Raw genomic sequence first — 26,005 nt, forward strand, 5'->3', positions numbered from 1 at the left:
GGCCCGTAACGCTTGTTACGGGCCCTTTGTGTTTCTAATATAGTCCTCTTTTAATTAATAACAGAAAAATAACATGCGCCTTTCAGTTAGTAATGTCACCAAACGTTATCGCACGGTTACTGCGGTTGATGCTATTTCGCTCGATATTCAACCCGGAAAAATACAAGCTCTGCTGGGCCCCAACGGTGCCGGGAAGTCCTCATTAGTTCGAATGCTGGTGGGGTTAACTGAACCCGATGACGGAGAGATTCGGGTTGAAGACAACGGCAGCAATATTGAGCTTAGCTATCACGATTTTGCCTACTTACCCGAAGATCGTGGGCTGTATCAGGATCGCTCGATTCTGGATAACCTCAATTACATTGCGAGTTTACGAGGCCTCAAATTGAGCGAAATACGCAGCGATATTGATAGCTGGCTGGAGCGGTTTGAATTGACCGATCGTAAAGATGAACCTCTACGGCAAATGTCCAAAGGTAACCAGCAAAAAGTACAGCTTATTGCCACGCTACTGCATGATCCGCAATTAGTTATTCTGGATGAGCCTTTTTCGGGGCTGGATCCGGTTAATCAGGAGCATGTGCTGACGGTATTGAGTGAACTGCGTGATCGCGGCAAAACCGTGGTTTTAAGCGCGCATCAAATGGCATTGGTGGAGCGTTTAGCCGATACTATGCTACTGATGAATAAAGGCAAGGCAGTCGCACAAGGCAGTTTGCAGGAAATTCGCAATACGCTGTTACCCCAGCCAGTTTATCGCGTTACGACAAACGCTCAAGTAGCCATGGAAAGCTGGGGGGAAGTTGAGAAAATCGAGTCTATTCGCAAAGTAAACGATGAGCAGGTTGAACTGACTTTCAGCAATGGTGCGGATATTGAAACGTTGTGGCCGCAGCTAGCGCAGCTGACTCCTATTAAAGCTTTCGCCCCCATCCAACCCGGACTGCACGACTTGTATCTGGATACCATTCGCAAACAAAAAACGGGTCAAGAGCAGCATAACGCAGGGAAGGCAGCATTATGAAAACTATGAATCCAGGTTATTTAAAACAACTAAAAGCCATTGCCTGGTGGGAATTTAAGCGGTTCTTTAAATGGAAGCAAGAGCTCTTATCTATCGCACTTTTGGTAGGGATTTTCGCCGTCAGCGCAGGCTGGGGGGCTATTACTCAAATCTTTTCAGATGAGTATCAGGGGGCGATTTTCTATGAACAAGGTCAGCCTCAAAACTGGGAGTTTGATGCGCCCAAGGATTTGAACCTGCGTAGCGCCGGCACCATGGAAGTGAGTCAGTGGAAAGCACAGTTGCCAGACGATTTAGATACACTCATTGTTATTACGCCGGAGTTAACTGCCAAGGTATGGGTGAAAAAGTCGCAGAAATGGCAACAGGAGTTGCGTAGTGAGCTAGAGGAGCAGCTGCAGAGCCTGCGCGTTCAGCAATTACCCTTAACGCCTGAACAAAGAACGGTAATAGATGAAAAGCCTGAGATTACTTTTGCGATAGAGGAAAGCGAAGACGCTTCTATAGATGATACCAATGATGCCGCAGCCAGTATGTTACTGATGGTCATAATGGTGGGCGTTTTTACCGGTTTCGGATTGATGATGATGTCCATTACCGCCGAGAAGCAGCAGCGTGTGACAGAGCAGTTGCTGACCATTGTCACTCCAACCCAATGGATGGATGGTAAAATTATCGGTATTACCTTGCATAGCTTTAAGTCCATGACTTTTATTGGCTTAATGATTCTGGGCGTGAGCATGGTGGTTGCCGCATTCTCAGATGATGGTGGATCTGGTCTTGAATGGGGTTTTGGAGCGGCCTTGCTGAGCATCATATTTATCTTATTGGGTACGGTGTTGATTAACGCCATGCTGGCAGGGTTTTCTGCGACCATCGATGACCCTAACCATTCGTCACGCAGTACGGTGATGTTGGTACCGCTGCTGCCGGTATTCTTAAGCTTTAGCGTGATTGGGGAGCCAGATTCGACGGTAGCCACGGTAATGAGCATCATTCCGGTCAGTTCGTTTGCTATGATGCCAGCGCGCTTAATGCAAACCGAAGTTGCTGTTTGGGAGTGGCTACTCAGTTTGGTGTTACTGGGAGCTTTTGTTTACTGGATGCGGAATGTGGCGGGCCGTTTATTTGCCATGGGTATTCAATATTATGGTAAAGAACCCGGCTGGAAAGAAATTTGGCAGGCTATTTCCGGTAAATAGCAAAACGTAGCGCCTAAGAAAAGAAAAAGCCGGGACTGAATAAATCAGGATCCCGGCTTTTTTATTATTTACTAGCTAATTTATTTAAGCTTCTCAGCGTGAGGAAGCTCGAAGGGTGGTTTCTTCTCGGCTTTTTCAACCAGGAAAGTATCCATCCACCGCATTAACCGCATGCTGTAATCCAATTGTGCGGCCACTTTACGGTTGCCGTGGCCTTCGCCCGGGTAAAGTACCAAACGAACCGGCACTTTGCCGTGTGTTTTCAGGTAGCGGTAAAGCTCCATAGACTGAGAAGGATGCACTCGGGTATCTTCTTTGCCGTGCATGATCAGAATCGGTGTACGAGCCTTTTCTGCGTGGTAAATTGGGCTGCGCTCAAGGTACCATTGCCACTTGTCCCAAGGATAACTGCGCGCATGAACAGCGTGCATTTCTTTAGGGATATCAGTCGTGCCAAACTTCGATAAGTTATCACTGATGCCGACAAACATAACGCTGGCAGCAAAATGCTCGGTTTGTGCAGTTGCTCCCCAAGCGGATGCATAGCCACCGTATGAACCACCGGTGATACCAACACGAGCGTCGTCAGCTAAGCCAATATCGACTAAGTGTTTTTTGGCATCAACAATATCGTCGAACTCTTTTCCTGCGTAGTCATTCTGACCCATTTTAGAGAATTCAACGCCACGACCTGTGCTGCCGCGATAGTTAGGGAAGAACAGTGCATAACCTTCCGCTGCCGAATGTTTAACCGGCGATGCGTAACGATCCAACCAGCCGTTGCTGTAGTGCGACTCAGGACCGCCATGAATGACCATCATTAAAGGGTAGCGTTTGCCTTCTTCATAGTCATTTGGATAAACGACAATACCTTGTAACTCAACACCATCGCGTGCTTTATAGGTCATGGTTTCCTGACGAGGCATTTCAATATTTTCCAACCAGGGGTTGGAATTAGTTAAACGCTCCAGACGCCCATTCGTGTATTCGAACGCTTCGTTCGGATGGCTGGGGCGGTGCCCGGTGAGCACAAAATCTGATTTACCGGCTTCACCGTCCAGGCCGGTAAAGATGGCTTCGCCCAACTCGACTAAGCTACGGCTTTCCAGAAACTTGAGGGTTAATGCCTGAACCTCTGACTCAGTACCACGATGGCCTAACCAGACCAATTCTTCGTCAGTACGCCAGGTAAAGTCTTTCACAGCCCCTTTATAGTCAGGTAAGACATTGCGGTGCTCTTGCTCACGGGTGTCGTAAACAAAGAGCCTGCCAGCCGATGGGTCATTATAATCTGCAGCTCGGATCATTGCTAAATAACGACCGTCGGGCGAAAACTCCGCGCGACCTAACTTACCTTCCGTTGCAAACGATTTAACCACAGTGCCATCCAGGCCAAACAGCTGATACTGGCTACTCATGTAGTAGTCATCAATGAGCGGCGTTGGTGAAGTCATTACCAATAGCTGTTGGTTGTTTGGATGGAATTTCACCGAAAGTGCATGCTGATCCGCTGGAGTGACCGCCTTGGCTTCTGCTTCGTCATTGTTCAGAGTAACGTGGTAAACCTGCGTATAGGTTAAGTCCTCTTCGTAAATCTCTGCTTTAAAGCCTTTTTCTGCGAGCGCTTCCTCGTCGTCATTTTTTGCCCCTGAAGATAAAAAGGCTAATTGTTGACCATCATCGCTGATTGCGTAACTGCCTATATTTCCATCGAATTCGAATACAGACTGAACCCCACCACCGTGTACAGGAATACGATACAATTCCTGATATTCATCGTTCTCGTCTTTGGCTGTGAAGTACAGGTACTCGCTTTGCGGACCAAAACTGACCCGGCTAAACTTCTTATCTTTGCTTAAGTAAGTCGTTTCTTCGCCTGCCGAGTTAACCAATACCAACTCACGGTAGTCCGAGCCATCCTCATCTTGGTAGGGCGTGCGCGGAATTGTACGAATAACCGCAGTGAACTGGCCGTCAGGTGATAAATCAGCTGAACGAATGGCTTGGGTGGTTACAGTGTCCATTAGCGTCATTTCGCGGGCGTCTAAATCGGCAGCCCAGACTGCTAATGCCATACCGCCTACAGCACGTAAAAGCATAATAATCTCCAGTCTTGTTATGTAGGTTTAAGTTCTGTTTAAGATTGTTTTTTTATGATTGTCGTTTTAGTAATCGGCGAGTCGCTTCGGCGCCTCTGGCAACCAAGCGAACTTGCAGAATCGTTTTCTCTGTAATTATCTCCCGTTCCTCTTCATCGACGTCAAAGCAGTCTGCGCCGGCACTGAATACTATTTTAGCAATGGTATCGGATTGCAGTTCTGCCAGCTCGCGAGTAAAGGACTGCTCGTTCACAAGATAGTCCTCCAGTTCTGCTTTAAAATGATCGATTTCTCGCACAACGGCTAAACGAAAGCTGCGCGAACGGCCGGAACGTTCCTGCAATAACAATCGGAAGGTTGCGGTATTGTCTGCTACAAATTGCATAAAGGTTTCAATGGATACCCGAATGATGGAACCGCCGGTTTCAATTCGCTGTCGGGCCTGGCGTAATAACTGCCGCAAGGCCAGGCCGCACTCATCCACCAAAGTAAGCCCCAACTCATCCATGTCGCGGAAATGCCGATAAAAGGAGGTGGGCGCAATGCCGGCTTCTCGAGCCACTTCGCGCAGGCTTAAGCTGGAAAACCCACTTTCCGCGCTTAACTGATTCATTGCCGCGTTGATTAACGCCTGTCGGGTCTTCTCTTTTTGCTTTGCGCGAATTCCGGCCATAGTTGTTGAGTCATATTTGCGTGTGTATTAAGAATCATAACACAGCTTTTTATCGTTTTACTGCTTGTAATTTGAGCGCAAAACACGTACATTCAGCGAACAGGTGTACGCTGTTTTGTCACCTGCCTCTATTTGATTGTTTTAGGTTATATGCATGCAAAAGAATTCTGAAAAGCCCCCCATTATTTGGTTAAACACCTTAGTTTTTTCCATTACCTTTATTATCGCCATTGTTGGTGTGCCTTTATACGCCTACAGCGTTGGTATTGGTGCGGGATTCTGGTGGGTGATGTTCGGCACGGCGTGTTTTGCCGGGCTGTCTATTACAGCCGGGTATCACCGGTTGTGGGCGCATCGTACGTATGATGCCAACCCCGTTATCCGTTTTATTTTTGCTATCGGTGGTGCCGTTGCACTGCAAAACAGCGCATTGCATTGGTCCTCGGATCATCGCGTGCACCATACTCATGTCGATGACAATGACAAAGACCCTTATTCCGCTAAACGTGGATTTTGGTACTCGCACATTGGCTGGATGATCCGTGAATATCAGGCTAGTCGATATACTGACTACGATAATGTTAAGGACTTGCAGAAAGATCCTATCGTTATGTGGCAGCACAAATACTATTTACCGCTGACATTGTTTGTGAACTTTGGCTGGCCCATTTTAGCGGGCTTTATGCTCGGCGACGTTTGGGCAGGCTTGTTGGTTATAGGCGTGTTACGTCTGGTATTGAACCATCATACAACGTTCTTTATTAACTCGTTGGCGCACATTTGGGGCAAACAGCCTTACACCGATAAAAATACGGCGCGCGACAATGGCGTTCTGGCGTTTCTGACCTTTGGTGAGGGGTACCATAATTACCACCATATTTTTGCTGCCGATTATCGTAACGGCATTCGATGGTGGCAGTTTGACCCAACCAAATGGCTGATTGTTGCCAGTAAATGGCTGGGCCTGGCAAAGAACTTAAAGCGTAGCTCTCCTTACCAGGTAGAGCGAGCGAAACTGCAAATGCAGTTGAAACGCGCGCAGCAAAAAGCGCAGGCCGCACCAGAGTCGCTGTTTGAGCGTGCTCATGAGCATTACGAACAACTGGGGCAGCAGTTGAAAGCCTATTATCAGGCGCGTAAAAAGCTACTGGATACCAAGACTCAGGTATTAAAAGAGCACGTAAATCACGATATTGATGTGCTGAAACACCAGGTAGATGAAATGAAATATGCCCTGGAAGTACAAAAACGGTCGTGGAAAGCGCTGTTGAATCAAATTCAGCAGCACGCGTAGCTTAAAAAGCATTGCGACGAGTGACATCTGCCAGTACTTGAAAATGTTTAAAATATGACCGATACTGGCAGGTACATTTGCAGTGACACGCTTTAATTGATGCGTGGGAGGAACGACGATGGAAATTGGTGCAGCAATGAATTCAGGCTTGCAGGGTATGCAACGTGCAAACCAGCAAGTATCACAAGCGAGCCAGGAAATTGCCTCTGCAGCAGGTCGTAACGACGTGCAGCAACAAGATAATGCTAATGTTAACGGTGGTGAAGTTGCGACAGAAGCCGCCACAGAAACCAGCCAAAACGTTACTGCTGCAAGTACTACTGATTCGTTGGTGTCCCTTAATGAGGGCCAGACGAACTTTGAGTCTAACACCCGGACGGTAGAAACTGCTGACGAGATGTTAGGCACAATGATAGATACCAGCGCTTAATGTTCTAACATGAATATCTCAACAGCGTTACCGCCTATCCCTGTAACGTCGACACCACCTGCGGAGTCGATGATCAGGGATAATGCAGAGCGGCCGCTGGTGAAAGAACCTTCCAAATCTGATCAATCCAGTAATAAAGCCGATACTCAGGCCGACAAGAAAGGTGACGAAAAAAAAGCTACCGACAAAGTCAGCAAAGACGTTACTGAGCGCGCAGAGAAAAATCAGCAAAAACTCAGTGAAGAAGAAATCGAGAAACTTGATGAACTGAAACGTCGGAATCAGGAAGTGCGTGTACACGAACAGGCTCATGCCGCGGTGGGTGGCAAGTATGCAGGGTCACCTTCTTATGAATATGAACGCGGTCCTGACGGCGGCTCTTACGCAGTAGCTGGCGCCGTTCAAATTGATGTCAGCCCGGTCAATGGCGACCCACAAGCAACCATTCAGAAGATGCAGGTAGTACGCCGTGCGGCATTGGCTCCCGCACAACCGTCTGCAGCGGACCGTGCCATAGCCGCTGATGCTGCCAATAAAGCTACTCAGGCACGGGCTGAACTAGCCAAACAACAAATGCAAGGTGAAGGTGATAGCGAGGCAAAAAGCCCCGATATCAGCATAAACGCACCGTTTAATAAAAGCCTTGAAGAGGGCGGTGAGAGCAAGTCAGCCGTATCAGATTCAGCGCCTGCAGAGCAAGGTAAAAAAACGTTATCTTCACCCGATCGAGGCGAAATGATTGCCTCTTTTTACGATAAGCGCGTTCGTCCGTCCGTGGACTCTTTTAGCGCTACGGCTTAATCTTTCTTCGCTTTAGCGAAAGCATCTGCCAACGCACTACCCATAGCTGAATTTTGTGGTTGCGATGCCCGACCACCACTGCGACTATTTCCCGCAGGCTTTTTCTTAGGACTGCCGTTGGATTTTGCTTTTGGCTTGTCGTTAGAGGCATTGCTGGCGCCGTTGGCCGGTGCTTCGTCACTTAACCGCATGGTTAAACCAATACGCTTGCGCTCAATATCCACTTCCAGCACTTTTACCTTCACAATGTCGCCGGCTTTGACCACTTCGCGCGGGTCGCTGACAAACTTATCGGCCAGTGCCGAAATGTGAACCAACCCGTCCTGATGCACACCAACGTCTATGAAGGCACCAAAGTTGGCGACATTCGTCACCACCCCCTCTAACAACATGCCTGGTTTAAGGTCACTGACTTTTTCTACACCTTCTTTAAATTCTGCGGTTTTAAATTCCGGGCGCGGGTCGCGGCCTGGCTTTTCCAACTCAGCTAAAATATCGGTGACAGTGGGTAAACCAAAACGCTCGTCGGTGTAGTCTTTGGCGTTCAGGCTTTTGATCAATTGCTGGTTGCCTATCAATTCCTGTACCGGCAGGGAGTTTTCTTTAGCGATGCGCTCCACCACGGTATAAGCCTCGGGGTGAACTGAGGAAGCGTCTAGCGGCTGCTCGCCATTGTTAATGCGCAAAAAGCCTGCAGCCTGTTCAAACGCTTTTGGCCCCATGCGTGGTACATCGAGTAGCTGTTTACGGTTTGCAAAAGCCCCGTTGGTATCGCGGTACTCAACCAGGTTTTTAGCTAAGGTCCTGGATAGGCCCGACACGCGCTGCAGCAGTGCAGAAGACGCCATGTTGGCGTCCACTCCTACCGCGTTTACGCAGTCTTCCACTACGGCGTCCAGGCTTTGCGCCAGTTGCGACTGGCTGACGTCGTGCTGATACTGTCCAACACCAATAGATTTAGGTTCAATCTTCACCAGCTCCGCCAGTGGGTCCTGCAAACGACGGGCAATAGACACTGCGCCACGCAGCGATACGTCCATATTAGGGAATTCTTGAGCTGCAAGCTCAGACGCAGAGTAAACAGAGGCGCCCGCTTCATTCACGATGACCTTGGTGGCTTTAATTTCACTGTGTTGCTTTAGCATGTCGCCGACCATTTTATCAGTCTCGCGCGAGTGGGTTCCGTTACCAATGCTGATGAGTTCCACTTTGTACTGCTTGCACAGTGTTGCCAGCGTGCGCATGGCTTTGTCCATCTGGTTTTGCGGCTGGAACGGGAATACCGTATTAGTGGCAACTGCTTTACCCGTTTCATCCACCACTGCGACTTTCACGCCGGTACGAACGCCCGGGTCCAAGCCCATAGTAGTTTTGGCACCAGCAGGTGCTGCCATTAGCAAGTCTTTTAAGTTGCTGGCAAACACCTGAATAGCAGCCTCTTCGGCGCGTTCACGTACTCGCGCCATTAACTCGGTTTCCATATGCAACGACAGCTTCACACGCCAGGTCCATTGGATCACCTGTCGCAGCCAGTCATCGGCAGCGCGGCCCTTGTGCTCAAAATTCAGAAAATCCGCAACAATTACCTCGCAGTGCGAGCCGGTGGTTTTGTCTTCACTGCCGGGGTCAGCGTCCATCGACAACTGCAAAAAGCCCTCATTCCGGCCACGCAGCAGCGCCAGTGTGCGGTGCGATGGTATGGTTTTAAATAGTTCAGAGAACTCAAAGTAGTCGCGGAACTTCGCGCCTTCCTTCTCTTTACCGGCAGCCACTGTACTGGTTAAGTGCGCGTTCTGCCACAAGTGCGAACGCAATCGTTTTAACAGCTCAGCCTGTTCGGCAAAGCGCTCCATTAGAATGGCGCGGGCACCGTCTAAAACGGCTTTGGTATCGGCAAAGCCTTTGTCGGCGTCAATGTATTCGGCTGCAGCCTGCTCGGGGTTTTGCGCCGGGTCGTTCCACAATAAATCTGCCAACGGCTCAATGCCCGCCTCAATGGCAATCTGTCCCTTGGTACGGCGCTTTGGCTTATAGGGCAGGTATAAATCTTCCAGCTCGGTTTTCGAGTCTGCGCTTTTAATGCTCTGAGCCAGTTCGCCGGTTAGCTTGCCCTGTTCTTCAATGGATTTCAGTATTACCTGGCGGCGGTCATCTAGTTCGCGTAAATAGTTCAGGCGCTGGTGCAATTGACGTAACTGAGTGTCGTCTAAACCTCCGGTCACTTCTTTACGGTAGCGCGCAATAAAAGGCACTGTTGAGCCTTCATCCAGCAACTGGATAACAGACGAAATCTGGCGTTCATCAACTTTCAGCTCATTAGCAAGTAACTGCGGTATCTGGCTCATAGTACATCTCTTAGTTTTGAAAACTTACCGGTAACGTTTAAATTAATGGGGACGAATGCTATCACGAATTGACTACGCGGGCTGCTGGTAACTTATCTTATTAATGAACCAGGTCTTAGTGCCCTGCGGGGTAGTAACCTCAGCCTCCTCGTCCACCTGCTTTTTAAGTAACGCGCGCGCCATGGGCGAATCGATAGACACTGCGTCTTTACGGTCGTAAATTTCATCGGGGCCGACAATTTGAAAAGCGCGAATGTTTTCGTCCTCGTCTTCAATTTCGACCCAGGCACCAAAAAACACTTTGCCGTTCTGTTGTGGCGAATAATACACGACCTTTACCTGCTCCAGTCGCTTGGTTAAGTAGCGAATGCGGCCATCAATTTTGCGTAACTTCTGCTTGTTGTATTTGTAATCCGCGTTCTCAGAACGGTCGCCCAGGCTTGCCGCCCACGACACTTTCTCAACTGTTTCGCGCCGCTCGACACGCCAAAGGTGCTCAAGCTCCTGCTGCAACTTTTCATAACCGCCAAGAGTAATTAAATTGGTTTTCATATGCTGACTCGTTATTGGCTACGTTCATGGGTAACCCATGATTTTACTGGGTTATTGCTATTAGGGGAATGGTAGATTGGTAAGGGGGGCGTTTGATAAATGAAGAAAAGAGGTGATATTTATCAAAGAAAGTTAAACCTTGCGCTGAGTCGACTTAGCTTCCTGTAGTCGCTTGGTGTCCGTTGTAAAACCCCAGCACTGACGCGTATTGAGCAGTACCGCCTCTTTGCAGAAATCTGGGTTTGAGGTGCCGGTAGCATCCTCGATGAGCACGACGTTGTAATCACGAAAGTTTGCTTCTTCCATGGTTGTCGCTACACACTGATCTGTGTTGATTCCCGCAAAGAGAAGTGTGCTGAGACCTTGCGCCCGCAAAATCTGATCGAGATGCGTACCGTAAAAGCCGTTGTTACGAACTTTTTCCAGGATCACATCGTTATCCTCCTGCAAACACTTAAGCGGCTTTACCACTTCGGTTCCCCAGGTACCGGCCAATAGGGCTTGATAGTCACCTAATGATTCGCCTATGCCTTTCATCTTAATGGTCTTTTTGTACTGATAAAGAGTTGGTGCGCCCAGGTTATGCAAATCATGCCGGCTTGCCCAGACTACCCAGATAACCCAAAGGTTGTGTTCTCGCGCCCACGCAAGGGCGCGCTTGATACCAGGGACAACCTTTCGGCCCTGCGCCGTATCAAACCCAGCTTGGTCAGCCCAGCCGCCCTTGCTACAAAAATCATTCTGCATATCCACAATGACAAGGGCCATACGGTGGGTATCTTCGATAATTGGTATATCATCGCTATCTATACGAAGAAGTTTGCCCTTGGGACGCTGTTTGGGGGACAAGTCAACGTGATCTTCTTCGACATGCCAGCCTTCGATGCTCGCACCGAGCTGAAAGCCGCCTTGCTCCGTTTTTTGGTAGATCTTACGTTTTGACATAAAAACTCCTGCGATGAAGTAACTACACTTTATTGTAGGAAACGATCTTACACCTGTCAGGGCTATGTTGCGGTCAACAATGTTTATCCACTATTTATCACGTTTTTCCCGAACCCGTAAAAAGCTGGCAAAGCGTGGCAGACCATTACTGGTATAGCCATGATATTTATAGGTAATAACACTGCCGACAGGTGGAGGGCTAGCTCGTTCTTTGTCAGTGAAGCCAGAGCCTACGGAAAACTCAGCCCCTTGTTGATTCCTCACTCGCAGAGAACCCAGCATGCCTGTGTATTTGCCGTTGCCGGGTAAATGCTCAATCACCACAGCTTCGTCATCAAAATATGGTTTTAACTTCAATAAAGCGTTGCTCCTGCCGGAAGAATGATGCGCGCTCGCTAAGTGCAGCATCAAGCCCTCTGCGCCCGTTTCAACCATGGTTTGCAAGTGTTTGCTTAGCGCATGGTTTGAATAAAAGCGCTGTTGTTTCACAGCCTTGATATGTTTGGCATTTATCTGTTTGATTAACTTTGAATAGTTTTTGTAACGCTGTTCAAAGGGAAGCTGTGCATTCGGCATATCAAAAACCATATAGCGCACCTGACGCCAGCGGTCATCGTCTGGTATTTTGGTTCGCACAATTGAGCTTAGAGCCGAAAAATCCTGATGCTGTGTCCATAATTCACCATCAAGCCAAACGGCAGGTAGTGGCGCAGTAAACCAATTGGGAGCGTGTATCGGATTGCCATTTCTGGTCAGAAGTTGTTCGCCCGTCCAGATAGCCCTTACCCCGTCATATTTTTCACTGACTAAATAATCGTTAATGCTGCTGGCACTATCTTGGTCATACACCTCTGCCAGCTGCACTTGTATCGACTCTTGCTCATAGAGTGCGGCACATGCGAAAAAAGCAGTGAAATAAAGGCCAATAAAACAGGTGAAAGGGCATTTAAGAAGAGGTCTTAGCATTGCTGCATCCTTGCAGTTCAGGTTTAAACTGAAGCAAGTGTAGTTACTATGTATGGCAGAGCAATACTCAATCTGTCCGTTTTAGCGAGGATATTTCGGCTACTGGTGTAATACTATGGCGTATGCGTGGCTATTGTTCCTTAACGTTGATTCGTTGACCAATAAAAATATGCTAATTTCATGTTAATATTTGGGTGTATACTTGCAAAGTATAGAAAGTTGGTACTGATTAAAAGCCACAAAATGGCTGCCGTCTTAACAGGGAAAAATTTTGTCACAACAACAAAAACAAGATGACATACATTGGCTGACGGGGCAGTTTTTCGACCAACGCAAAGAGTTGAGATATCGCCAATCCATTGAACCGAATGTCCGATCTGACTCCCGCCTTGCGCTACTTTTAGTGTCGGTCATTTTCGCTATGTTTGGTATTACCGACTACAACCTGCTGGGGCTTACCCACGAGTATTATCTATTGTTGACCATGCGCATTGCGGTAGTGAGCGCATGCTTTGTGTTGGCGTTGGTTATTGGTCGCGGGGGCGGTTATGCTGAAAAAGCCTGGCTGCATGCATTGCCGCTCTGGATACTGGCTGTTGGTATTATTCTCATTGTGCCGCTGCGTCCGGAGAGCTTATCGACCCAAATAACCGCCGTTGTGGTGGCGATAATGGCTTTCTACCTGCTTATCCCTAACTTGCTGACAGTAGCGACACTAGCCAGTCTATTTTTAAGCATTACCTTTTTGGCCGCGACTGCGCTGTATGCAGGCGTAACCCCTACGGGCGCACTGCGCATCGCACTTTTACTCATCATGACAAATATCGTTGGCTACACGGCTTTATTGCGTATCGAGCGACTGCAACGCCGACAGTATTCACTACTCAATGAAGAGCGCGATCAAAATCGTGACCTGCTTAAGGAAATAAAGCATCGCAAATCACTGGAAGCGCAATTGCGCATGGTAGCGGAGCGGGACGCTCTAACCGGGCTTGATAGTCGCAGCCACTTTATGAAACGGGCTGAAGCGTTGCTGCAGCGGGCAGGCTTGGAAGAAACTCCGTTTTGTTTGTTCATGATAGACGTGGACCACTTCAAACGCATTAATGACACTTGGGGGCACACGCGCGGCGATTCAATTCTGACCAAAATAGCAGAGGTTTGTCAGCAATCACTACGTCCCACCGACATTATCGGCCGTTTTGGTGGCGAAGAATTTGTTGTAGGGTTACCGCATACCAGCCCGAGTGATGCTAAAGCTGTGGCTGAGCGTCTTAAGCAAAACGTAGAAGCGCTGTCGTTAACCGACGAACTAAACGACTTACAGCTTAGCGTGACCATCGGCGTTGCTGCAGCGAACGCAGAAGATGATCTTGATAACCTAATTACCCGAGCTGATAACATGCTTTACGAGGGCAAGCGTGATGGGCGCAACCGAGTCGTGACAGCTGGTTAGGTAAGGAAGCGTTGAACCATCGTCGTTGAATCGGACGTTATTTGCGGCCCCTGCCTATAATAGACTGCATATATCCTTGTTGTTTTTTTCTTTCTCATCCTTTAGTGTTAAGTAAATGTTAAGCATGGAAGAAGGACTGAAATGAAATATCTTCTTGCGATCGCTGCTTTACTTCCCATGACCCTGCACGCAGCCGAGTCTGACGACACTCAATTTGGTGTTGCTCTAGGTACTCCTGGCGGTGTTAACTTTGTTATGAAAAAAGAAGTTTCCGGGCACCCGGTGCAACTCGCCGTGGGTTACGCTGGCAAAGTCTACGGAATTGAGGCTGGCTATAGCTTCTACTATAACCGTGACAGCGCAATGCGCTCATGGCAGGTAATAGCCGGAACTTTCAAAGTAGAAGATAATTCCACTATTTTGGACTCAACACCGGATGGTTATCGTGTGCGATATGAGGATGAAGACTGGAGGTATGTGGGGGTCAGTGGCACCTTTCAATATGGCAGTTTCTTTGTCGAGCCCGGAGTAACGGTGGGTAACGGTGATTTCTCCGAATCTAAGTTAATCACTATACAGGTAGGCTGGCTTTGGTAGTTCTGGCATTATCTACGGCCAGTTCGGAATGGCAGACGCATCGCCTTGTGTTTAGTTCTTTGTTGTTTTTTGGCTACGTTGCTCTGACGGGTTAATGACGTATCCCTGTCGTTACCGACAGCACTGTATTTTCGGTAAGTTAGTTTCTTACCGAGGAGATTGACGTGATTGATAAAGATGCAGAATCCTGGAAAGAAGTCCCTCTGTGGATCCGCATGGGTGTTTGGGGCATCCGAAAAAGAAGTACCGTTTTAAGATGGGAGCTTGCTTGTTTTCTCATTGGCTGCTTAGGGTTGATTGGCGTCTATTTTCATCCTTTCATGCCAATAGTTATGGTTTTCTGGGGTTCGGCTTACTGGTACGCCGTGTCGATACGGTGGATTGATAGTAAGAAGCTGTGGCTGTAAGACCTCACTTTCTTACTCGAGGGGGCAAGGTGCACGGTGTAGATAATTGCGATTTATGCGCCGCCCTCTCTTTCCGTTTGCACCGCATATTGTCGCGAAGCTGTGCAGCAGATGTACGGTATTAATATGTAAAATCCGAAACAATATTTAACATCATTTTTATGGCCCTAGGTTCGTCTTTCATGGTTTTATAAAAGTTAGACTTCTGAGAGTTTTCTCAAGTCGTGAATTTCTTTTATAAGGATAAGAACTTGAAAGACATTTTAGTAAAACAGGCCATTGTGGTTCCGTTTGCAGCGGCCCTCTTACCAATGTTAATTGCGTTTACGGTACCTGAGTACTCTTCAGTGTCCCAGCATCTGAGTGAACTGGCGTTGCTTGACCATCCCATTGCCCTCATTATACGTATTGCTGATATTATTATGGGCGTCTCTCTTCTTTTACTGGCACTAGGGTTATTACTTTCCGCCCCTAAACGGTTCTTTTTTACTATAGTGACGTCCTGCATTCTCGGTGCAAGTATGATGTCAAATGGCCTGTTTGTGATGGGCAGTCCTCTTCACGGGCTTTATGGCGCAGCCCTAATCTTGCCGTTAGCGCCAGCGTGTTTTGCTGCTGAGTTTTGTGAAAACCGGAAAATTGTAACGTTATCTTTAGCGGTCGCATTATTCACTATGGTCTACCTCTGGCTCATGCTTTTCGGATTCGATCCTGAGGGATTCCGCGGCCTTACACAGCGCGCAGCAACGCTGGTCATGTGGGGGTGGTACTCCTTGGCAAGCTATGCGTTAATTAAGAGCGGTACTGTGCCTTCAAAAGTACGTGTATTCGCTTAGCCATTAGTCAATAAGAGTGAATTCAATATGAAAAATAAAGCCAATAATTTAATAATGCGTAATGCCGTTTTCGCCTGGATAGCTGCAGGGGTAGGCTGCCTGTTGCTTCTGCCTCTTATTGCCATGCAGTTCACAACGGAGGTTAACTGGGAGACTGCTGATTTTATTGTAATGGGAATTCTAATATTCTCAATAAGTAGCTTATTTGTGTTGGTCGCGAGAAAAGTACCGAGTAAGTACTGGTTGGTTTGGGCGGTATTATGCGCTGTTACGTTGTTTTATGTCTGGGCTGAGCTTGCGGTGGGTATTTTTACCAATCTGGGGAGTTGAGTCAGTGGTATCGGGCAATTGGACCGCATTGCGGTGGTTGGATCCGTTGCTGAGATAGAGCCTTAGGCGCAGGCTCGTTTCATCAGTTCTGGCGTTAGTGGTGCACTGCACGATTTAGCGGTCAGTGCCGTAAAGTGGCAGTTTATTTTCTTTTTTACGCCTTGGTTTCTGCTTATGGGCTTAATGGTGGTGGCGACCAAATACTTGAAGGTTTCTTATGCTGGCCTCCCATGGGTGGCCCGAGCCGTTTTTAATAGCGCCATTATTAGTATTTGTTTGGCAGCAACCTACCTGTTAGAAAGCTTCTATATTTGATAGGCCAAAAAAAGAGGGTCAATAGATGTTGATTGTTGAATTAATTGCGTTGCTGTCATGTTCTTTATTTGCTGGCGCAGCCATTTATATCAATGTTGCCGAACATCCTGCACGGTTAGAATGCGGCACTGAGCTTGCGGCAAACGTGTTTGGGCCCAGTTACCGACGTGCTTCGGTAATGCAGGCATCATTGGCGTTGGTTGCGACAGTTACCGGACTTACGACTGGCCTCAATACAGGCGCGGATTTGTGGTATCTAGGTTCGGCGTTGATATTTGCCGTTATTCCGTTCACCTTTATAGTCATTATGCCAACAAACAAATTACTGCTGGATCCGGAACGAAGAAGAACCCTTGTTGAAACGCATAAATTATTGCGCAAATGGGGCCATCTGCATTGGGTTCGGAGTGGCTTCAGTCTTTTGGCGACGGTCTTGTTTTTGTATTCCGCAGTTTCGGTCTAACAGTGACTTTGAAGCTTATGTTCAAAAGAAAACAGCAACAAACTCATCAATTGGCAAGCCAGCAAATCACGGTTTCTTATTACATCTGCGAATGAAGTGATCTACAGCAGGCTGCTCTTTTTTATACGGTTCAGCAATGAGTGTACTGAGGTTCTTGAGTTGAGCGTTCTGGGCTTAGCAGAAGGTTAATATGTCCGAAAAATTCATGTTAGAAGCACTGGCAGTTTCTAAACAGGCGCTTCCTTATTGTAAGCCGAATCCACCGGTTGGTTGCGTATTGGTTAAAAATAACCAAGTCGTATCAAAAGGATTTACTCAGGCTATAGGACGGAACCATGCCGAAGTCGAGGCCTTAAATGCTTATTCCGGAGACCTAAGCGGTGTTATTGCATATGTTACGTTGGAGCCTTGTTCGTTTGTTGGCAGAACGGGCGCTTGTGCAAGTGCTCTGGTTGCTGCGGGTATAAAATATGTGGTTATCGCAATGCTTGATCCAGACTTAAGGAATAATGGTAAAGGCGTGGAACTGCTTAAATCCGCAGGTGTAAAAGTTGAGTTAGGTTTGGGTGCTGAAATGGTTACACCTTTTTTATCGCCATACTTAAGCAAGTTATAAATACTCCGAGTAGGTTAAGCGGAAGAATCTAAGTTTAGGAAAGAACTATGCAGGAAAGGATACTCTGGAGAAAGCTTGAAAATCCCGGGCATGAGATAGCAACTCTTAATGAAAAAGGTAATTGCCGCGAGCTTTTAGGTACAGCCGTTTTTTCAGAAGAGGGCAAGCCGTGCCGGATTGATTATTCCGTTATATGTGATTTGTCATGGGCGACCAAGTTGGTCAATGTCCATGGTGTCATCGGCGATAAAGAAATCGTCATTGAATTGCAGGTGGATGCCGATAAACGATGGTTTCTCAATGGCTCAGCTTTGCCTGAATTATCCGGATGTCTTGATGTCGATATAGGATTTAGTCCATCGACCAACTTATTGCCCATACGTCGTTTGGCTCTCAATGTCGGTGAAGAAGCTGAAGTTAAAGCGGCCTGGCTGCAGTTTCCTTCGCTAGAATTAAAGGTTCTACTGCAGGTTTATCGTCGGCAGTCGGAGAATACCTATCAATATGAGTCAGCCGGGGGCTCGTTTGTTTCTACACTGGAAGTAAATGATTCAGGCTTTGTGACGAATTACCCTGGGCTGTGGCAAGAGGAAAAAAATGAACCATCAGCCGATAAATTTCAAAGATAAGCTGGGTCGTTTTAATGAGCAGTGGTCACCTAAAGTCATTGCGGAGATGAATGATTACCAGTTTAAAGTCGTTAAGCTTCAGGGGGATTTTGTCTGGCATGACCATAAAGACACCGATGAAACCTTCATTGTGCTTGAGGGCTCCCTCAGGATTGACTTCAGAGACGGGCAAGTGACCTTGTCGGAGGGGGAAATGTACGTCGTTCCAAAAGGCGTAGAGCACAAACCTTTTGCGGAGAATGAAGCGAAAGTATTGCTCATTGAGCCTCGTGGTGTTGTGAATACTGGCGAAGAGGCAGGGAGTAAAACCGCGAAGAATGATGTTTGGCTCTGAACTAAGAAGCGGTATCCATTGTAAATTAGCCGGAAAGGGCATAAAAATGATCAAAAGAAGAGTTTCCACAATAAGCATGACTTGACCAAGTTGATTCTGTTCCCAGGAAAAACAAAAGATGATACTTATAGTTCTTAAGGTAAAGTCAGTTGTTCTGGTTTGAAATCAAAACTGTCTTTAATAACCTAATTTTTAGGGGTTGGCATTGCTGGAAACTAGCGACATTCTCAAACTGAGTCATAAAGTCGGACAGTCAGGCCACTGGTTTGTCAGGCTTAGTGACAATACTGTCTTTTGGTCAGATGAGCTATTTCGGTTGCACGGGATGTCGCCAGCTGAAAAGCAGCTGAGCGTATATGATGCCGCAGGATTGTACCATCCTGACGACCGCGAGCGCATTGAGGCGTTGTTAAAAGAAACTTTGGAAACGGGCAAACCACTGTCGTTTGAGGGACGAATTCTTCGCGCAGATGGGGAGGTGCGCTGGGTTGAGGTTTTAGGGGAGGTGAAAGGCACTTCGAACGATGGTATCCAATACCTGTTCGGCGTTTTTCGGGACATTACCGACGATCAGCAACAAAGGCTGCACAACCAGCGGCTGGCTTGGGTGCTGGAGAATACTGAAGAACTCATCGTAATGACAGATATCGCGGGCCGAATTACGTGGGCAAATAAGGCGTTTGAGAAGGTAAGCGGATACAATTTAACTGAAGTGCGCGGAGAAAAACCTGGGGATCTGCTGCAAGGGCCGGGAACTGATGAGCAAACGGTTGCTTATATGCATGACTGTTTATCTCGTGGTGCTGGATTTACTTGTGAAGTTCTCAATTATGCGAAAAGTGGGCAGCCTTATTGGCTTAGAATCTCCTGCCAGCCGGAAGTTGATAATGAGGGCAACCTAAGTGGCTTTACAGCAATTCAGACCGATGTAACAGAAGAGAAGCAGATTCGCCTGAATCTAGAGCATGAAGTTGAGGCCCGCAAACGGCTGGAGGATAAACTAAGGTACCTGGCGACTCATGACGAGCTTAGCGGGCTCCCAAATCGTAGGCACTTTATGAATGAAGCAGGCCAAGAGGTAAAGCGCGCACGGCGTTATAAAAGGGAACTGAGTTTGCTGGTTATTGATTTCGATCTTTTCAAGCCGATAAACGACCAGCATGGCCACGCTATTGGCGATGAAGTGATTCAGGCTTTTGCCGAAAGGTGTCAGAGTGTATTGCGTGAGTCGGATACACCGGCTCGTATTGGCGGTGAAGAGTTTGCGGTGTTATTACCGGAAACCAGTTACAAGACTGCTGTAGAAATTGCGGAGCGGCTCCGCAGTCTGATTGGTGACACGGCTATCGATACTGAGGCTGGGGCCATTGAGCTGACCTTGAGTATTGGTGTGGCAGCCTATGGGGAGGAGCGTCAAAGTATTGAGGCGATGATACAGGCTGCCGACAGCCGCCTGTATCAGGCTAAGCGCAATGGCCGTAATCAAGTCGCTTAGACAGTTCCAAAGCGAAAAAATAGAGCCTTGTTATCTACAGTTTAACAATCAATTTGCCTTTATTATCGCCGCTGAAGAATAAGTTCAGGCCTTCGATAGCCGACTCCAGCCCTTTCAGTACATGCGAGCGGTACTGAATTTTCCCCGCTTGAACGTATGGTGTCAGTTTGCCCAGTAAGCTGGGAACTTCGTCAAAGTGATCCGGCATGGTAAAACCCTGAATGGTTAAACGCTTTTTAATCACCGGCACCCAGCTTGGTCCCGGGCTCGGCACAGCCTTGTCATAGTCAGCTATCATACCGCAAACCACTACTCGACCGTGGGCGTTCATACGGTCAATGACCAAGTTTTGAATCGGACCACCGGTGTTCTCAAAGTACAGGTCAATGCCGTCCGGCGTCAGCTTGGTTAACTGATCGTGCAAGTCGCCGGTTTTGTAGTTGATAGCACCATCAAACCCTAGCTCGTTGACAATCCAGTTGGCTTTTTCATCGCTACCAACAACACCAATAACAGTGAGACCTTCAGCTTTGGCGAGCTGTCCGACTATAGAGCCCACGGAACCAGCTGCCCCGGTCACCACCAGAGTTTCGCCTTTTTTTGGCTTACCGACATTAAACAGTCCTTGGGTAGCTGTTAATCCGGGTAGCGCAAATACGGACAGCACGGTTTCGTCCGGCACATCGGCTTCTACTTTGTTGATGCCCTGGCCATTACTCAGAGCATATTCTTGCCAACCCATCATACCCATAACCCGGTCTCCGGCTTTAAAGTCCGGGTGGTTACTCTCTACGACCTCGCCGACACCAGAGCTGCGCATAACCGTGCCTAGTTCGACGGGCGGAATATAGCTTTCGGTATCGGGACTCATCCAACCGAACATGGCAGGGTCGAGCGACATCTGAGTCTGTTTAATTAACATCTCGCCCGAGCCTGCCTTGGGCAATTCTTTTTCGACAACGTCAAATACGTCGGCCGAGACAGGGCCTGGCTCAGGGCGTTTAATTAGGTTAATAGCTTTGTAGGTTGTCATAACGTTCCCTTTGTTAACTCTACCGGTTTCAATCTTTTTCACTCGTGGCCTTTTTACGCGTGGAATAGCTCTCGGATCAGTAGTAACGAAAACTAATTGAAAAAAATGTACAGATCACTTAACAATTCAACTCAATGATTGCTATATTGAAATTGCTAATCAAAAGGAGATTTTATGAAACTCATTAAGTTATTTTTAGGGACTGCTGGCGCGCTATTAATGGTTGCCTGTTCATCCGCTCCAGTTGAAACTTCGCCGGATGATTCTAATTGGCGTTTAAGAAACTTCCTCGACAATGGTCTGGCTGAAACCATCAGAGTTTATAATTTTTGCTATCAAGGCAAGCCAACAGGCTTTGTCGCTGCCAGGGACTTTGAAGAGGGCTCACACTCAATAGTGGCTCGCATCACTCAGGACTTTAACAATATTGGCTCCAAGTCATTAGATGCTTACACAACACTGAACGGTGATTTTGAAGGCGGTAAAACCTATGTGTTCCAAAACGTTGTTGAGGGTGACGAAGCAACGATATGGATTGCTGATATAGAAACGGGTGAAGCGGTAACGCCAAAAGAGATTGTAAAGCTAACCATTCCTGATGTTGTTGACAACGAGCAGTATCAAAGTAGACGTTGCAGAGCCAGTACCCTCTAGAATTCATGGGGAGTCGCGGTGATCTTTATGCGGTTCGGTACCTCTCGCCAGCGGCGCGGACATATCAAATCCCGCCGCTGAGCTCTGCGTCAGGCCAAATGAAGTCGCTCCCTGCGATTGACTCGCTGTCTTATCGAAAGTGCCTGTCTATATACCTAATTCTCACCCATACTTAATTGCAGTGGTTTGTTTAAAAAAGAGGTCATTATGAAGAGAGTTGAGAATAAAGTCGCAATAGTTACGGGGGGCGCATTAGGTATCGGTCGGGCAGTTTGTCTTGAATTGGCCAGAGAAGGTGCAAAAGTGGCTGTAACCGATATTGCCGACAAAGAAGGTCAGAGCGTTGTTCAGGAGATTGAGGGGAACGGCGGGACGGCCAGGTATTGGCATATTGATACGTCGGACGAAAAGGATGTGAGCGAAGCGTTTGCTGAAATTGAAGAGACGTTTGGCGCTATCGACATACTGGTGAATAACGCGGGTATTGCCGGGGTAAACAAACCGACGCACGAAATCACTAAGGAAGAGTGGGATAAGGTGATTAATGTGAACGTCAGCGGGGTATTCTATTGCACCAAGCACGCTATTTTGCCGATGAGAAAAGCCGGTGGTGGCAGCATTATTAATCTGTCCTCTATCTACGGAATGGTCGGTGCCGCAGACTTGCCGCCTTACCACGCCTCCAAAGGTGCGGTAAGACTTATGAGTAAAAATGATGCTTTAATTTACGCTAAAGACAAAATTAGAGTGAATTCAGTACACCCGGGGTTTATCTGGACACCGCTTGTAGAGCAACTGGGTAAGGAATCTGAGCAGGGCGTTGAAGCGTTTAGAAAACAGCTTGATAGTCGTCACCCCATTGGTCATGTTGGAGAGTCTGAAGATATTGCTTATGGCGTGCTCTATTTGGCGTCAGACGAATCGAAATTTGTGACCGGAACCGAATTAGTTATTGATGGTGGTTATACAGCTCAGTAGGGTCTGAGCTATTATTTTTATGAGCGGTTGAGGTAGGGCGCAAGACATCCAGTTAAAGAAACGGTATAGTTTTCAAAAAACTATAATGGAACTTACCTGCTCATGATTGCTATGCATCTTACCTTAACCCGACAAATGCCGCCTGCAGCCGGAATGATGGCACTGCTTGCTTTGGCCGTTGTTGTCGGCGCATTATCTCAGATTTATTTGGCAGAAATTCTTATTTACCCCATGGAATGGTTCGACGCTGTGCTATACGAGCTGGAGGTCATGCTCGTTAGTGTACTGCATTTGGTTGGTTATTATTCAGAACTGCCCTGGCCACGGCCGCAAGATATCGCTCGAGACCTTGATGTGGGGGTGTTTGGTGCTCTTCTTTATATTGCGCTAGAGGTTTTTTACGTTATTGCTTTTGTGGTTATGGCGACACGCCAGGCGACGCAAAATACTGAGGTGAGAAGCCAGGCTCCGAAGAAACTGATTTCCCTGTATCTGCTTTTAGGGCTGCTTTATACCTTTAGTTTTTTCTACCTTAGTATGTTCATTAGCGGTAATGCCCGCAGCTATGAAATGGCGTTTACCATGGTATTTGATGCCGAAAGTTTACAAAACGTCATTTTATTGGGCCTGCCGTGGAAATTAGCGCTTTTTGCACCGTTACAGTTGGCATTACTGGTTGGACTGTGGACAAATCGTAACTGGTTCAAGCGGGCATTCTTGGCGTACCTATTGTTGGATGTCCTGTATTACTTGGTATTCACGTTGTCTAGCTTTCACAGATATGGGGTTGATGTAGGGCTTATTATCAGCCTCCTGGCGCTGCTAATATTTTCGCCGTACTTCAGGAAAAAATAAGGTGCTATCGAATAAAAGGCCGCAGCCGTAACAGGCCTTTTAACAAAACGTAAATAAGCCTATTCTAGGGCTATACAACTTAGTAACGTAAGGTGTCTTTTTGCGAAACCTTCTTGTTATTTTTTTACTGCTGGCTGCGGCACCATTAATGGCGGAAGACGTGATCCTGAAAGTGGGGGTTTACAATAATCCGCCGAAAATCATGTTCAATGAGTACGGTAAGCTCAGCGGTATTCATGGAGAACTGCTGACGTTGATTGCCAAGCGCAACAACTGGCAGCTTCTGCCGGTTGAATGCAGCTGGGATCAATGTCTGACGTTTCTGCGTGAAGGGCGTATCGATATTTTACCCGATGTTGCCAAAACAGACAGTAGAGCTGAATGGGCTGCTTTTCATGATGAAGCTGCCTTACTCAGCTGGTCGCAATTGTACGCAGCTAAAAACGAGAAAATTACCAGCTTACTCGACTTAAACGGTAAGCGAGTGGCGGTATTACAGGGGTCTGTTCAGGAAAGTTACCTGAAGCAGTTGATTGCGAGCTTCGGGTTAAAGTGCCAGCTTTACTCTGTGCAAAGTTTTAAAGAGGGTTTTGACTCGGTATTAAAGGGTAAGGCTAGTGCCGTAGCAACGAATCAGTTTTTCGGTAACCAATACGTGGCCGACTATGACATTGCAATGACACCTATTATGTTCCTGCCAAGTGAACTCTTCTTTGCTATGCCTGAAGGTGCTAATCCAGAAATATTGGCTGCAATTGATAAAGAGTTGAGCCGGTTAAAAGCAAATGAAAACTCAGCTTATTATCAAATTCTGGAACGCTGGAACTCGCAGCAAAATAAGATAGAAATTCCGGCCTACGTTTGGTGGTTAATTGCGGCACTGACCATTCTGGCGCTAGCGGCACTGGCCTTTAATCAATTATTGCGGCGCAGAGTTTCAGATAAAACTAAAGCGTTGGCGCAAAGTAAGTATCGCTTGAATACAATTTTGGATAGCGTTGAAGCCTATATTTACATTAAAGACAAAGATCTTAGATACCAGTATGCGAACTGGCAGGTTTTAAATCTGTTTAAGCTAAACCTTGAGGATGTTATTGGTAAAACCGATTATGACCTGTTTGATAAGACCACGGCTGATCAGCTTAAGAATTACGACAGTAAAGTGTTAGAAAGCGGTCAACGCCTGGCTCAGGGGGAGGTCAATAATCTGCCCGGAGAGAAAGAGCTACATCAATTTTGGTCAGTTAAAATGCCGCTATTTGATGCTCAAAACCGGGTTAGTGGCCTGTGTGGAATTTCTACGGATATTTCTGAATATCAGAGCATGAAAGAAGAAATTCAGTCGTTGGCCTATTTTGACCCATTAACTGGGCTGGGTAATCGTCGATTTATGCTGGAACGTTTGAATGAAGAGTTTCAACGTTATCAAAATGAAGGCATTGATGGTGTGTTGGTCATGTTGGATATTGATCATTTTAAGAAGTTTAATGACCGACTTAGTCACGATACCGGCGATGAGCTGCTCATTTTATTTGGTCAAAGGCTGGAATCTGAATTGTGTCAGACGGGTAACGCGGGGCGTTTAGGATCGGACGAGTTTATGGTGCTTTTAAAAAGTACAAAAGGACAAAACCTGCGTGATGACGATAATTTGCGCGAGCGGTTGCAACTCCTTTTAGAGTGCCTGAGCGAGCCCTATCAGCTAGGACCTAACCTTGAGTCGGTGTCGGTCAGTATGGGCGTTACTTTGTTCTCCGACGCTCGAACTAAAGGGGATTTGCTGCAGGCGGCAGATCTCGCGTTGTCGCAAGCGAAAGAAGCGAACGACTCGAAATTACAGTTTTTTAATGCGGGAATACAGCGAGAATTTAACTACCGACAAAAGCTGGCTGTGGCGTTACAGCGTGCCATAAGCGATGGCGCATTGGAGATTTACTTACAACCTCAATACCAGCGAGTCACACACTCTTCTCCGATAAGCTGTTTAGGTTTTGAGGCTTTATTGCGTTGGCATGATGACGAGTTAGGCTGGGTTTCTCCGGCGGAGTTCATTCCGTTAGCAGAAAGTCAGGGGTTTATGCCGGACCTGCATCGATTGGTGCTTGATCAGGTGTTGGAGGCTATTCCAAAGTTACAGAAGCTGTCAAAACGTTCTGACTTTCGCGTGGCGTTAAATGTCAGCGCAAGTCAGTTTAAACACTCGGGCTTTGTGACGGATATTGAGATGAGACTTGCCGAATCAGGGTTAAGCGGGGAGTTTTTAGAGATTGAAATTACGGAAAGCCTGCTTATCGACGATATCGAGCACACAGCGGCTGCGATGCAACAGCTGAAAGCCTTGGGGATTGCTTTTGCGCTGGATGATTTTGGCACTGGTTATGCGTCATTGGGTTATTTAAAGAGCCTGCCTCTTAATCGTTTAAAAATAGATCAGTCTTTCGTGCAAGATTTAACCACCAGTAAGAATAATAACGAAGTAGCTATTGTACAGACGATCATGGCACTGGGGAAAAGCCTGGATATGGACGTGATTGCTGAGGGTATTGAAACCGAAGAGCAATTAAAGAAACTTGAAGCCCTAGGTTGTCACCAGTTTCAGGGCTATTATTTTGCCCGGCCCGAGCCCGTCAACTCTTGGCTAAATTCTGAAACATTTGCTAACAGAAGCTGACTTCT

Annotated in this window: 26 protein-coding genes; 19 read left to right on the forward strand and 7 right to left on the reverse strand. The window is 47.3% G+C overall.

What is annotated here, in order from left to right; genetic code table 11:
• Window positions 1-73: 73 nt before the first annotated feature.
• Together RBK99_RS12765 and RBK99_RS12770 are read left to right on the forward strand one after the other, a co-directional pair.
• Window positions 74-1,024 (forward strand): ABC transporter ATP-binding protein, encoded by a 951-nt coding sequence (locus tag RBK99_RS12765; protein ID WP_317504983.1) that lies wholly within the window; start codon window positions 74-76, stop codon window positions 1,022-1,024.
• Entirely contained in the window at window positions 1,021-2,226 is a 1,206-nt protein-coding gene (locus RBK99_RS12770) for an ABC transporter permease (protein WP_317504984.1), read from the forward strand. Before RBK99_RS12765 ends, RBK99_RS12770 begins: the two co-directional genes overlap by 4 nt.
• Before the next feature lie 80 nt (window positions 2,227-2,306).
• On the opposite strand, the gene RBK99_RS12775 is transcribed toward RBK99_RS12770, so the two are convergent.
• Window positions 2,307-4,325 (reverse strand): S9 family peptidase, encoded by a 2,019-nt coding sequence (locus tag RBK99_RS12775; RefSeq protein ID WP_317504985.1) that lies wholly within the window; start codon window positions 4,323-4,325, stop codon window positions 2,307-2,309.
• A gap of 52 nt (window positions 4,326-4,377) precedes the next feature.
• Complete coding sequence (fabR, locus tag RBK99_RS12780) at window positions 4,378-4,998, reverse strand: HTH-type transcriptional repressor FabR (protein WP_317504986.1); 621 nt, start codon at window positions 4,996-4,998, stop codon at window positions 4,378-4,380.
• 154 nt (window positions 4,999-5,152) lie between these two features.
• Here fabR and RBK99_RS12785 point away from each other — a divergent pair, with 154 nt between their 5' ends.
• The 3 genes from RBK99_RS12785 (at window position 5,153) to RBK99_RS12795 (ending at window position 7,523) form a co-directional block, all read left to right on the forward strand.
• Window positions 5,153-6,292, forward strand: a complete 1,140-nt coding sequence (locus RBK99_RS12785) for a fatty acid desaturase (RefSeq protein WP_317504987.1) — start codon at window positions 5,153-5,155, stop codon at window positions 6,290-6,292.
• 118 nt (window positions 6,293-6,410) lie between these two features.
• On the forward strand, window positions 6,411-6,722 hold the full coding sequence (locus RBK99_RS12790; protein WP_317504988.1) for a flagellar basal body rod C-terminal domain-containing protein: 312 nt from the start codon (window positions 6,411-6,413) through the stop codon (window positions 6,720-6,722).
• Window positions 6,723-6,731: 9 nt separating this feature from the next.
• A complete protein-coding gene (locus RBK99_RS12795) occupies window positions 6,732-7,523 on the forward strand; it encodes a putative metalloprotease CJM1_0395 family protein (RefSeq protein ID WP_317504989.1) in 792 nt (263 codons plus the stop codon).
• Here RBK99_RS12795 and RBK99_RS12800 read toward each other — a convergent pair.
• From RBK99_RS12800 to RBK99_RS12815, 4 genes are all read right to left on the reverse strand, one after another.
• Entirely contained in the window at window positions 7,520-9,868 is a 2,349-nt protein-coding gene (locus RBK99_RS12800; RefSeq protein ID WP_317504990.1) for a Tex family protein, read from the reverse strand. The two genes, RBK99_RS12795 and RBK99_RS12800, sit on opposite strands and share 4 nt — an antisense overlap.
• Before the next feature lie 72 nt (window positions 9,869-9,940).
• Window positions 9,941-10,420, reverse strand: coding sequence for a transcription elongation factor GreB (gene greB / locus RBK99_RS12805; RefSeq protein ID WP_317504991.1), 480 nt, complete (start codon window positions 10,418-10,420; stop codon window positions 9,941-9,943).
• 132 nt (window positions 10,421-10,552) lie between these two features.
• Complete coding sequence (locus RBK99_RS12810; RefSeq protein ID WP_317504992.1) at window positions 10,553-11,365, reverse strand: cysteine hydrolase family protein; 813 nt, start codon at window positions 11,363-11,365, stop codon at window positions 10,553-10,555.
• Between the two features lie 90 nt (window positions 11,366-11,455).
• Window positions 11,456-12,331 (reverse strand): DNA ligase, encoded by an 876-nt coding sequence (locus tag RBK99_RS12815; RefSeq protein WP_317504993.1) that lies wholly within the window; start codon window positions 12,329-12,331, stop codon window positions 11,456-11,458.
• 271 nt (window positions 12,332-12,602) lie between these two features.
• On the opposite strand from RBK99_RS12815, the gene RBK99_RS12820 reads away from it, so the two are divergent.
• The 10 genes from RBK99_RS12820 to RBK99_RS12865 all read left to right on the forward strand — a co-directional run bounded on the left by RBK99_RS12820 (window position 12,603) and on the right by RBK99_RS12865 (window position 19,809).
• Window positions 12,603-13,787, forward strand: coding sequence for a GGDEF domain-containing protein (locus RBK99_RS12820; RefSeq protein ID WP_317504994.1), 1,185 nt, complete (start codon window positions 12,603-12,605; stop codon window positions 13,785-13,787).
• Between the two features lie 141 nt (window positions 13,788-13,928).
• Window positions 13,929-14,384 carry a hypothetical protein gene (locus RBK99_RS12825; protein ID WP_317504995.1) on the forward strand — a complete coding sequence of 152 codons (456 nt, stop codon included), beginning with the start codon at window positions 13,929-13,931 and terminating at the stop codon, window positions 14,382-14,384.
• Between the two features lie 164 nt (window positions 14,385-14,548).
• Window positions 14,549-14,791 (forward strand): hypothetical protein, encoded by a 243-nt coding sequence (locus RBK99_RS12830; protein ID WP_317504996.1) that lies wholly within the window; start codon window positions 14,549-14,551, stop codon window positions 14,789-14,791.
• 251 nt (window positions 14,792-15,042) lie between these two features.
• Window positions 15,043-15,627 carry a DUF998 domain-containing protein gene (locus RBK99_RS12835; protein ID WP_317504997.1) on the forward strand — a complete coding sequence of 195 codons (585 nt, stop codon included), beginning with the start codon at window positions 15,043-15,045 and terminating at the stop codon, window positions 15,625-15,627.
• A gap of 27 nt (window positions 15,628-15,654) precedes the next feature.
• On the forward strand, window positions 15,655-15,957 hold the full coding sequence (locus RBK99_RS12840) for a hypothetical protein (protein WP_317504998.1): 303 nt from the start codon (window positions 15,655-15,657) through the stop codon (window positions 15,955-15,957).
• A 340-nt stretch (window positions 15,958-16,297) separates the two neighbouring features.
• Window positions 16,298-16,735, forward strand: coding sequence for an anthrone oxygenase family protein (locus RBK99_RS12845; protein WP_317504999.1), 438 nt, complete (start codon window positions 16,298-16,300; stop codon window positions 16,733-16,735).
• A gap of 190 nt (window positions 16,736-16,925) precedes the next feature.
• A complete protein-coding gene (locus RBK99_RS12850; RefSeq protein WP_317505000.1) occupies window positions 16,926-17,351 on the forward strand; it encodes a bifunctional diaminohydroxyphosphoribosylaminopyrimidine deaminase/5-amino-6-(5-phosphoribosylamino)uracil reductase RibD in 426 nt (141 codons plus the stop codon).
• A gap of 47 nt (window positions 17,352-17,398) precedes the next feature.
• Window positions 17,399-17,980: a putative glycolipid-binding domain-containing protein gene (locus tag RBK99_RS12855; protein ID WP_317505001.1), complete on the forward strand. Its 582-nt coding sequence runs from the start codon at window positions 17,399-17,401 to the stop codon at window positions 17,978-17,980.
• Window positions 17,949-18,314, forward strand: a complete 366-nt coding sequence (locus RBK99_RS12860) for a cupin domain-containing protein (protein WP_317505002.1) — start codon at window positions 17,949-17,951, stop codon at window positions 18,312-18,314. Before RBK99_RS12855 ends, RBK99_RS12860 begins: the two co-directional genes overlap by 32 nt.
• Before the next feature lie 205 nt (window positions 18,315-18,519).
• Window positions 18,520-19,809 carry a sensor domain-containing diguanylate cyclase gene (locus tag RBK99_RS12865; protein WP_317505003.1) on the forward strand — a complete coding sequence of 430 codons (1,290 nt, stop codon included), beginning with the start codon at window positions 18,520-18,522 and terminating at the stop codon, window positions 19,807-19,809.
• Window positions 19,810-19,843: 34 nt separating this feature from the next.
• Here RBK99_RS12865 and RBK99_RS12870 read toward each other — a convergent pair whose 3' ends face one another.
• On the reverse strand, window positions 19,844-20,842 hold the full coding sequence (locus RBK99_RS12870; RefSeq protein ID WP_317505004.1) for an NADP-dependent oxidoreductase: 999 nt from the start codon (window positions 20,840-20,842) through the stop codon (window positions 19,844-19,846).
• A 174-nt stretch (window positions 20,843-21,016) separates the two neighbouring features.
• Between RBK99_RS12870 and RBK99_RS12875 the strand changes: the two genes are divergently transcribed.
• The 4 genes from RBK99_RS12875 (at window position 21,017) to RBK99_RS12890 (ending at window position 26,000) form a co-directional block, all read left to right on the forward strand.
• Window positions 21,017-21,496 carry a hypothetical protein gene (locus RBK99_RS12875; RefSeq protein WP_317505005.1) on the forward strand — a complete coding sequence of 160 codons (480 nt, stop codon included), beginning with the start codon at window positions 21,017-21,019 and terminating at the stop codon, window positions 21,494-21,496.
• Window positions 21,497-21,703: 207 nt separating this feature from the next.
• Window positions 21,704-22,474 (forward strand): SDR family NAD(P)-dependent oxidoreductase, encoded by a 771-nt coding sequence (locus RBK99_RS12880; protein ID WP_317505006.1) that lies wholly within the window; start codon window positions 21,704-21,706, stop codon window positions 22,472-22,474.
• A gap of 102 nt (window positions 22,475-22,576) precedes the next feature.
• Window positions 22,577-23,329, forward strand: coding sequence for a hypothetical protein (locus RBK99_RS12885; protein WP_317505007.1), 753 nt, complete (start codon window positions 22,577-22,579; stop codon window positions 23,327-23,329).
• A gap of 100 nt (window positions 23,330-23,429) precedes the next feature.
• The gene (locus tag RBK99_RS12890; protein ID WP_317505008.1) at window positions 23,430-26,000 is read left to right on the forward strand and encodes an EAL domain-containing protein; all 2,571 of its coding nucleotides are present in this window, start codon (window positions 23,430-23,432) and stop codon (window positions 25,998-26,000) included.
• Window positions 26,001-26,005: the final 5 nt, after the last annotated feature.

Origin of the sequence: Idiomarina solivarensis (genome assembly GCF_033052755.1) — a bacterium.
Lineage (GTDB): Bacteria > Pseudomonadota > Gammaproteobacteria > Enterobacterales > Alteromonadaceae > Idiomarina.

Excerpts from the sequence above, each read along its gene's own strand:
- RBK99_RS12870 (WP_317505004.1), bottom strand. The coding sequence starts at position 20,842 with ATGACAACCTACAAAGCTATTAACCTAATTAAACGCCCTGAGCCAGGC.
- fabR (WP_317504986.1), bottom strand. The coding sequence starts at position 4,998 with ATGGCCGGAATTCGCGCAAAGCAAAAAGAGAAGACCCGACAGGCGTTA.
- RBK99_RS12800 (WP_317504990.1), bottom strand. The coding sequence starts at position 9,868 with ATGAGCCAGATACCGCAGTTACTTGCTAATGAGCTGAAAGTTGATGAA.
- RBK99_RS12885 (WP_317505007.1), top strand. The coding sequence starts at position 22,577 with ATGATTGCTATGCATCTTACCTTAACCCGACAAATGCCGCCTGCAGCC.
- RBK99_RS12850 (WP_317505000.1), top strand. The coding sequence starts at position 16,926 with ATGTCCGAAAAATTCATGTTAGAAGCACTGGCAGTTTCTAAACAGGCG.
- RBK99_RS12840 (WP_317504998.1), top strand. The coding sequence starts at position 15,655 with ATGAAAAATAAAGCCAATAATTTAATAATGCGTAATGCCGTTTTCGCC.
- RBK99_RS12825 (WP_317504995.1), top strand. The coding sequence starts at position 13,929 with ATGAAATATCTTCTTGCGATCGCTGCTTTACTTCCCATGACCCTGCAC.
- RBK99_RS12880 (WP_317505006.1), top strand. The coding sequence starts at position 21,704 with ATGAAGAGAGTTGAGAATAAAGTCGCAATAGTTACGGGGGGCGCATTA.
- RBK99_RS12765 (WP_317504983.1), top strand. The coding sequence starts at position 74 with ATGCGCCTTTCAGTTAGTAATGTCACCAAACGTTATCGCACGGTTACT.
- RBK99_RS12815 (WP_317504993.1), bottom strand. The coding sequence starts at position 12,331 with ATGCTAAGACCTCTTCTTAAATGCCCTTTCACCTGTTTTATTGGCCTT.
- RBK99_RS12795 (WP_317504989.1), top strand. The coding sequence starts at position 6,732 with ATGAATATCTCAACAGCGTTACCGCCTATCCCTGTAACGTCGACACCA.
- RBK99_RS12790 (WP_317504988.1), top strand. The coding sequence starts at position 6,411 with ATGGAAATTGGTGCAGCAATGAATTCAGGCTTGCAGGGTATGCAACGT.
- RBK99_RS12860 (WP_317505002.1), top strand. The coding sequence starts at position 17,949 with ATGAACCATCAGCCGATAAATTTCAAAGATAAGCTGGGTCGTTTTAAT.
- RBK99_RS12855 (WP_317505001.1), top strand. The coding sequence starts at position 17,399 with ATGCAGGAAAGGATACTCTGGAGAAAGCTTGAAAATCCCGGGCATGAG.
- RBK99_RS12770 (WP_317504984.1), top strand. The coding sequence starts at position 1,021 with ATGAAAACTATGAATCCAGGTTATTTAAAACAACTAAAAGCCATTGCC.
- RBK99_RS12785 (WP_317504987.1), top strand. The coding sequence starts at position 5,153 with ATGCAAAAGAATTCTGAAAAGCCCCCCATTATTTGGTTAAACACCTTA.
- RBK99_RS12845 (WP_317504999.1), top strand. The coding sequence starts at position 16,298 with ATGTTGATTGTTGAATTAATTGCGTTGCTGTCATGTTCTTTATTTGCT.
- RBK99_RS12775 (WP_317504985.1), bottom strand. The coding sequence starts at position 4,325 with ATGCTTTTACGTGCTGTAGGCGGTATGGCATTAGCAGTCTGGGCTGCC.
- RBK99_RS12810 (WP_317504992.1), bottom strand. The coding sequence starts at position 11,365 with ATGTCAAAACGTAAGATCTACCAAAAAACGGAGCAAGGCGGCTTTCAG.
- greB (WP_317504991.1), bottom strand. The coding sequence starts at position 10,420 with ATGAAAACCAATTTAATTACTCTTGGCGGTTATGAAAAGTTGCAGCAG.
- RBK99_RS12875 (WP_317505005.1), top strand. The coding sequence starts at position 21,017 with ATGAAACTCATTAAGTTATTTTTAGGGACTGCTGGCGCGCTATTAATG.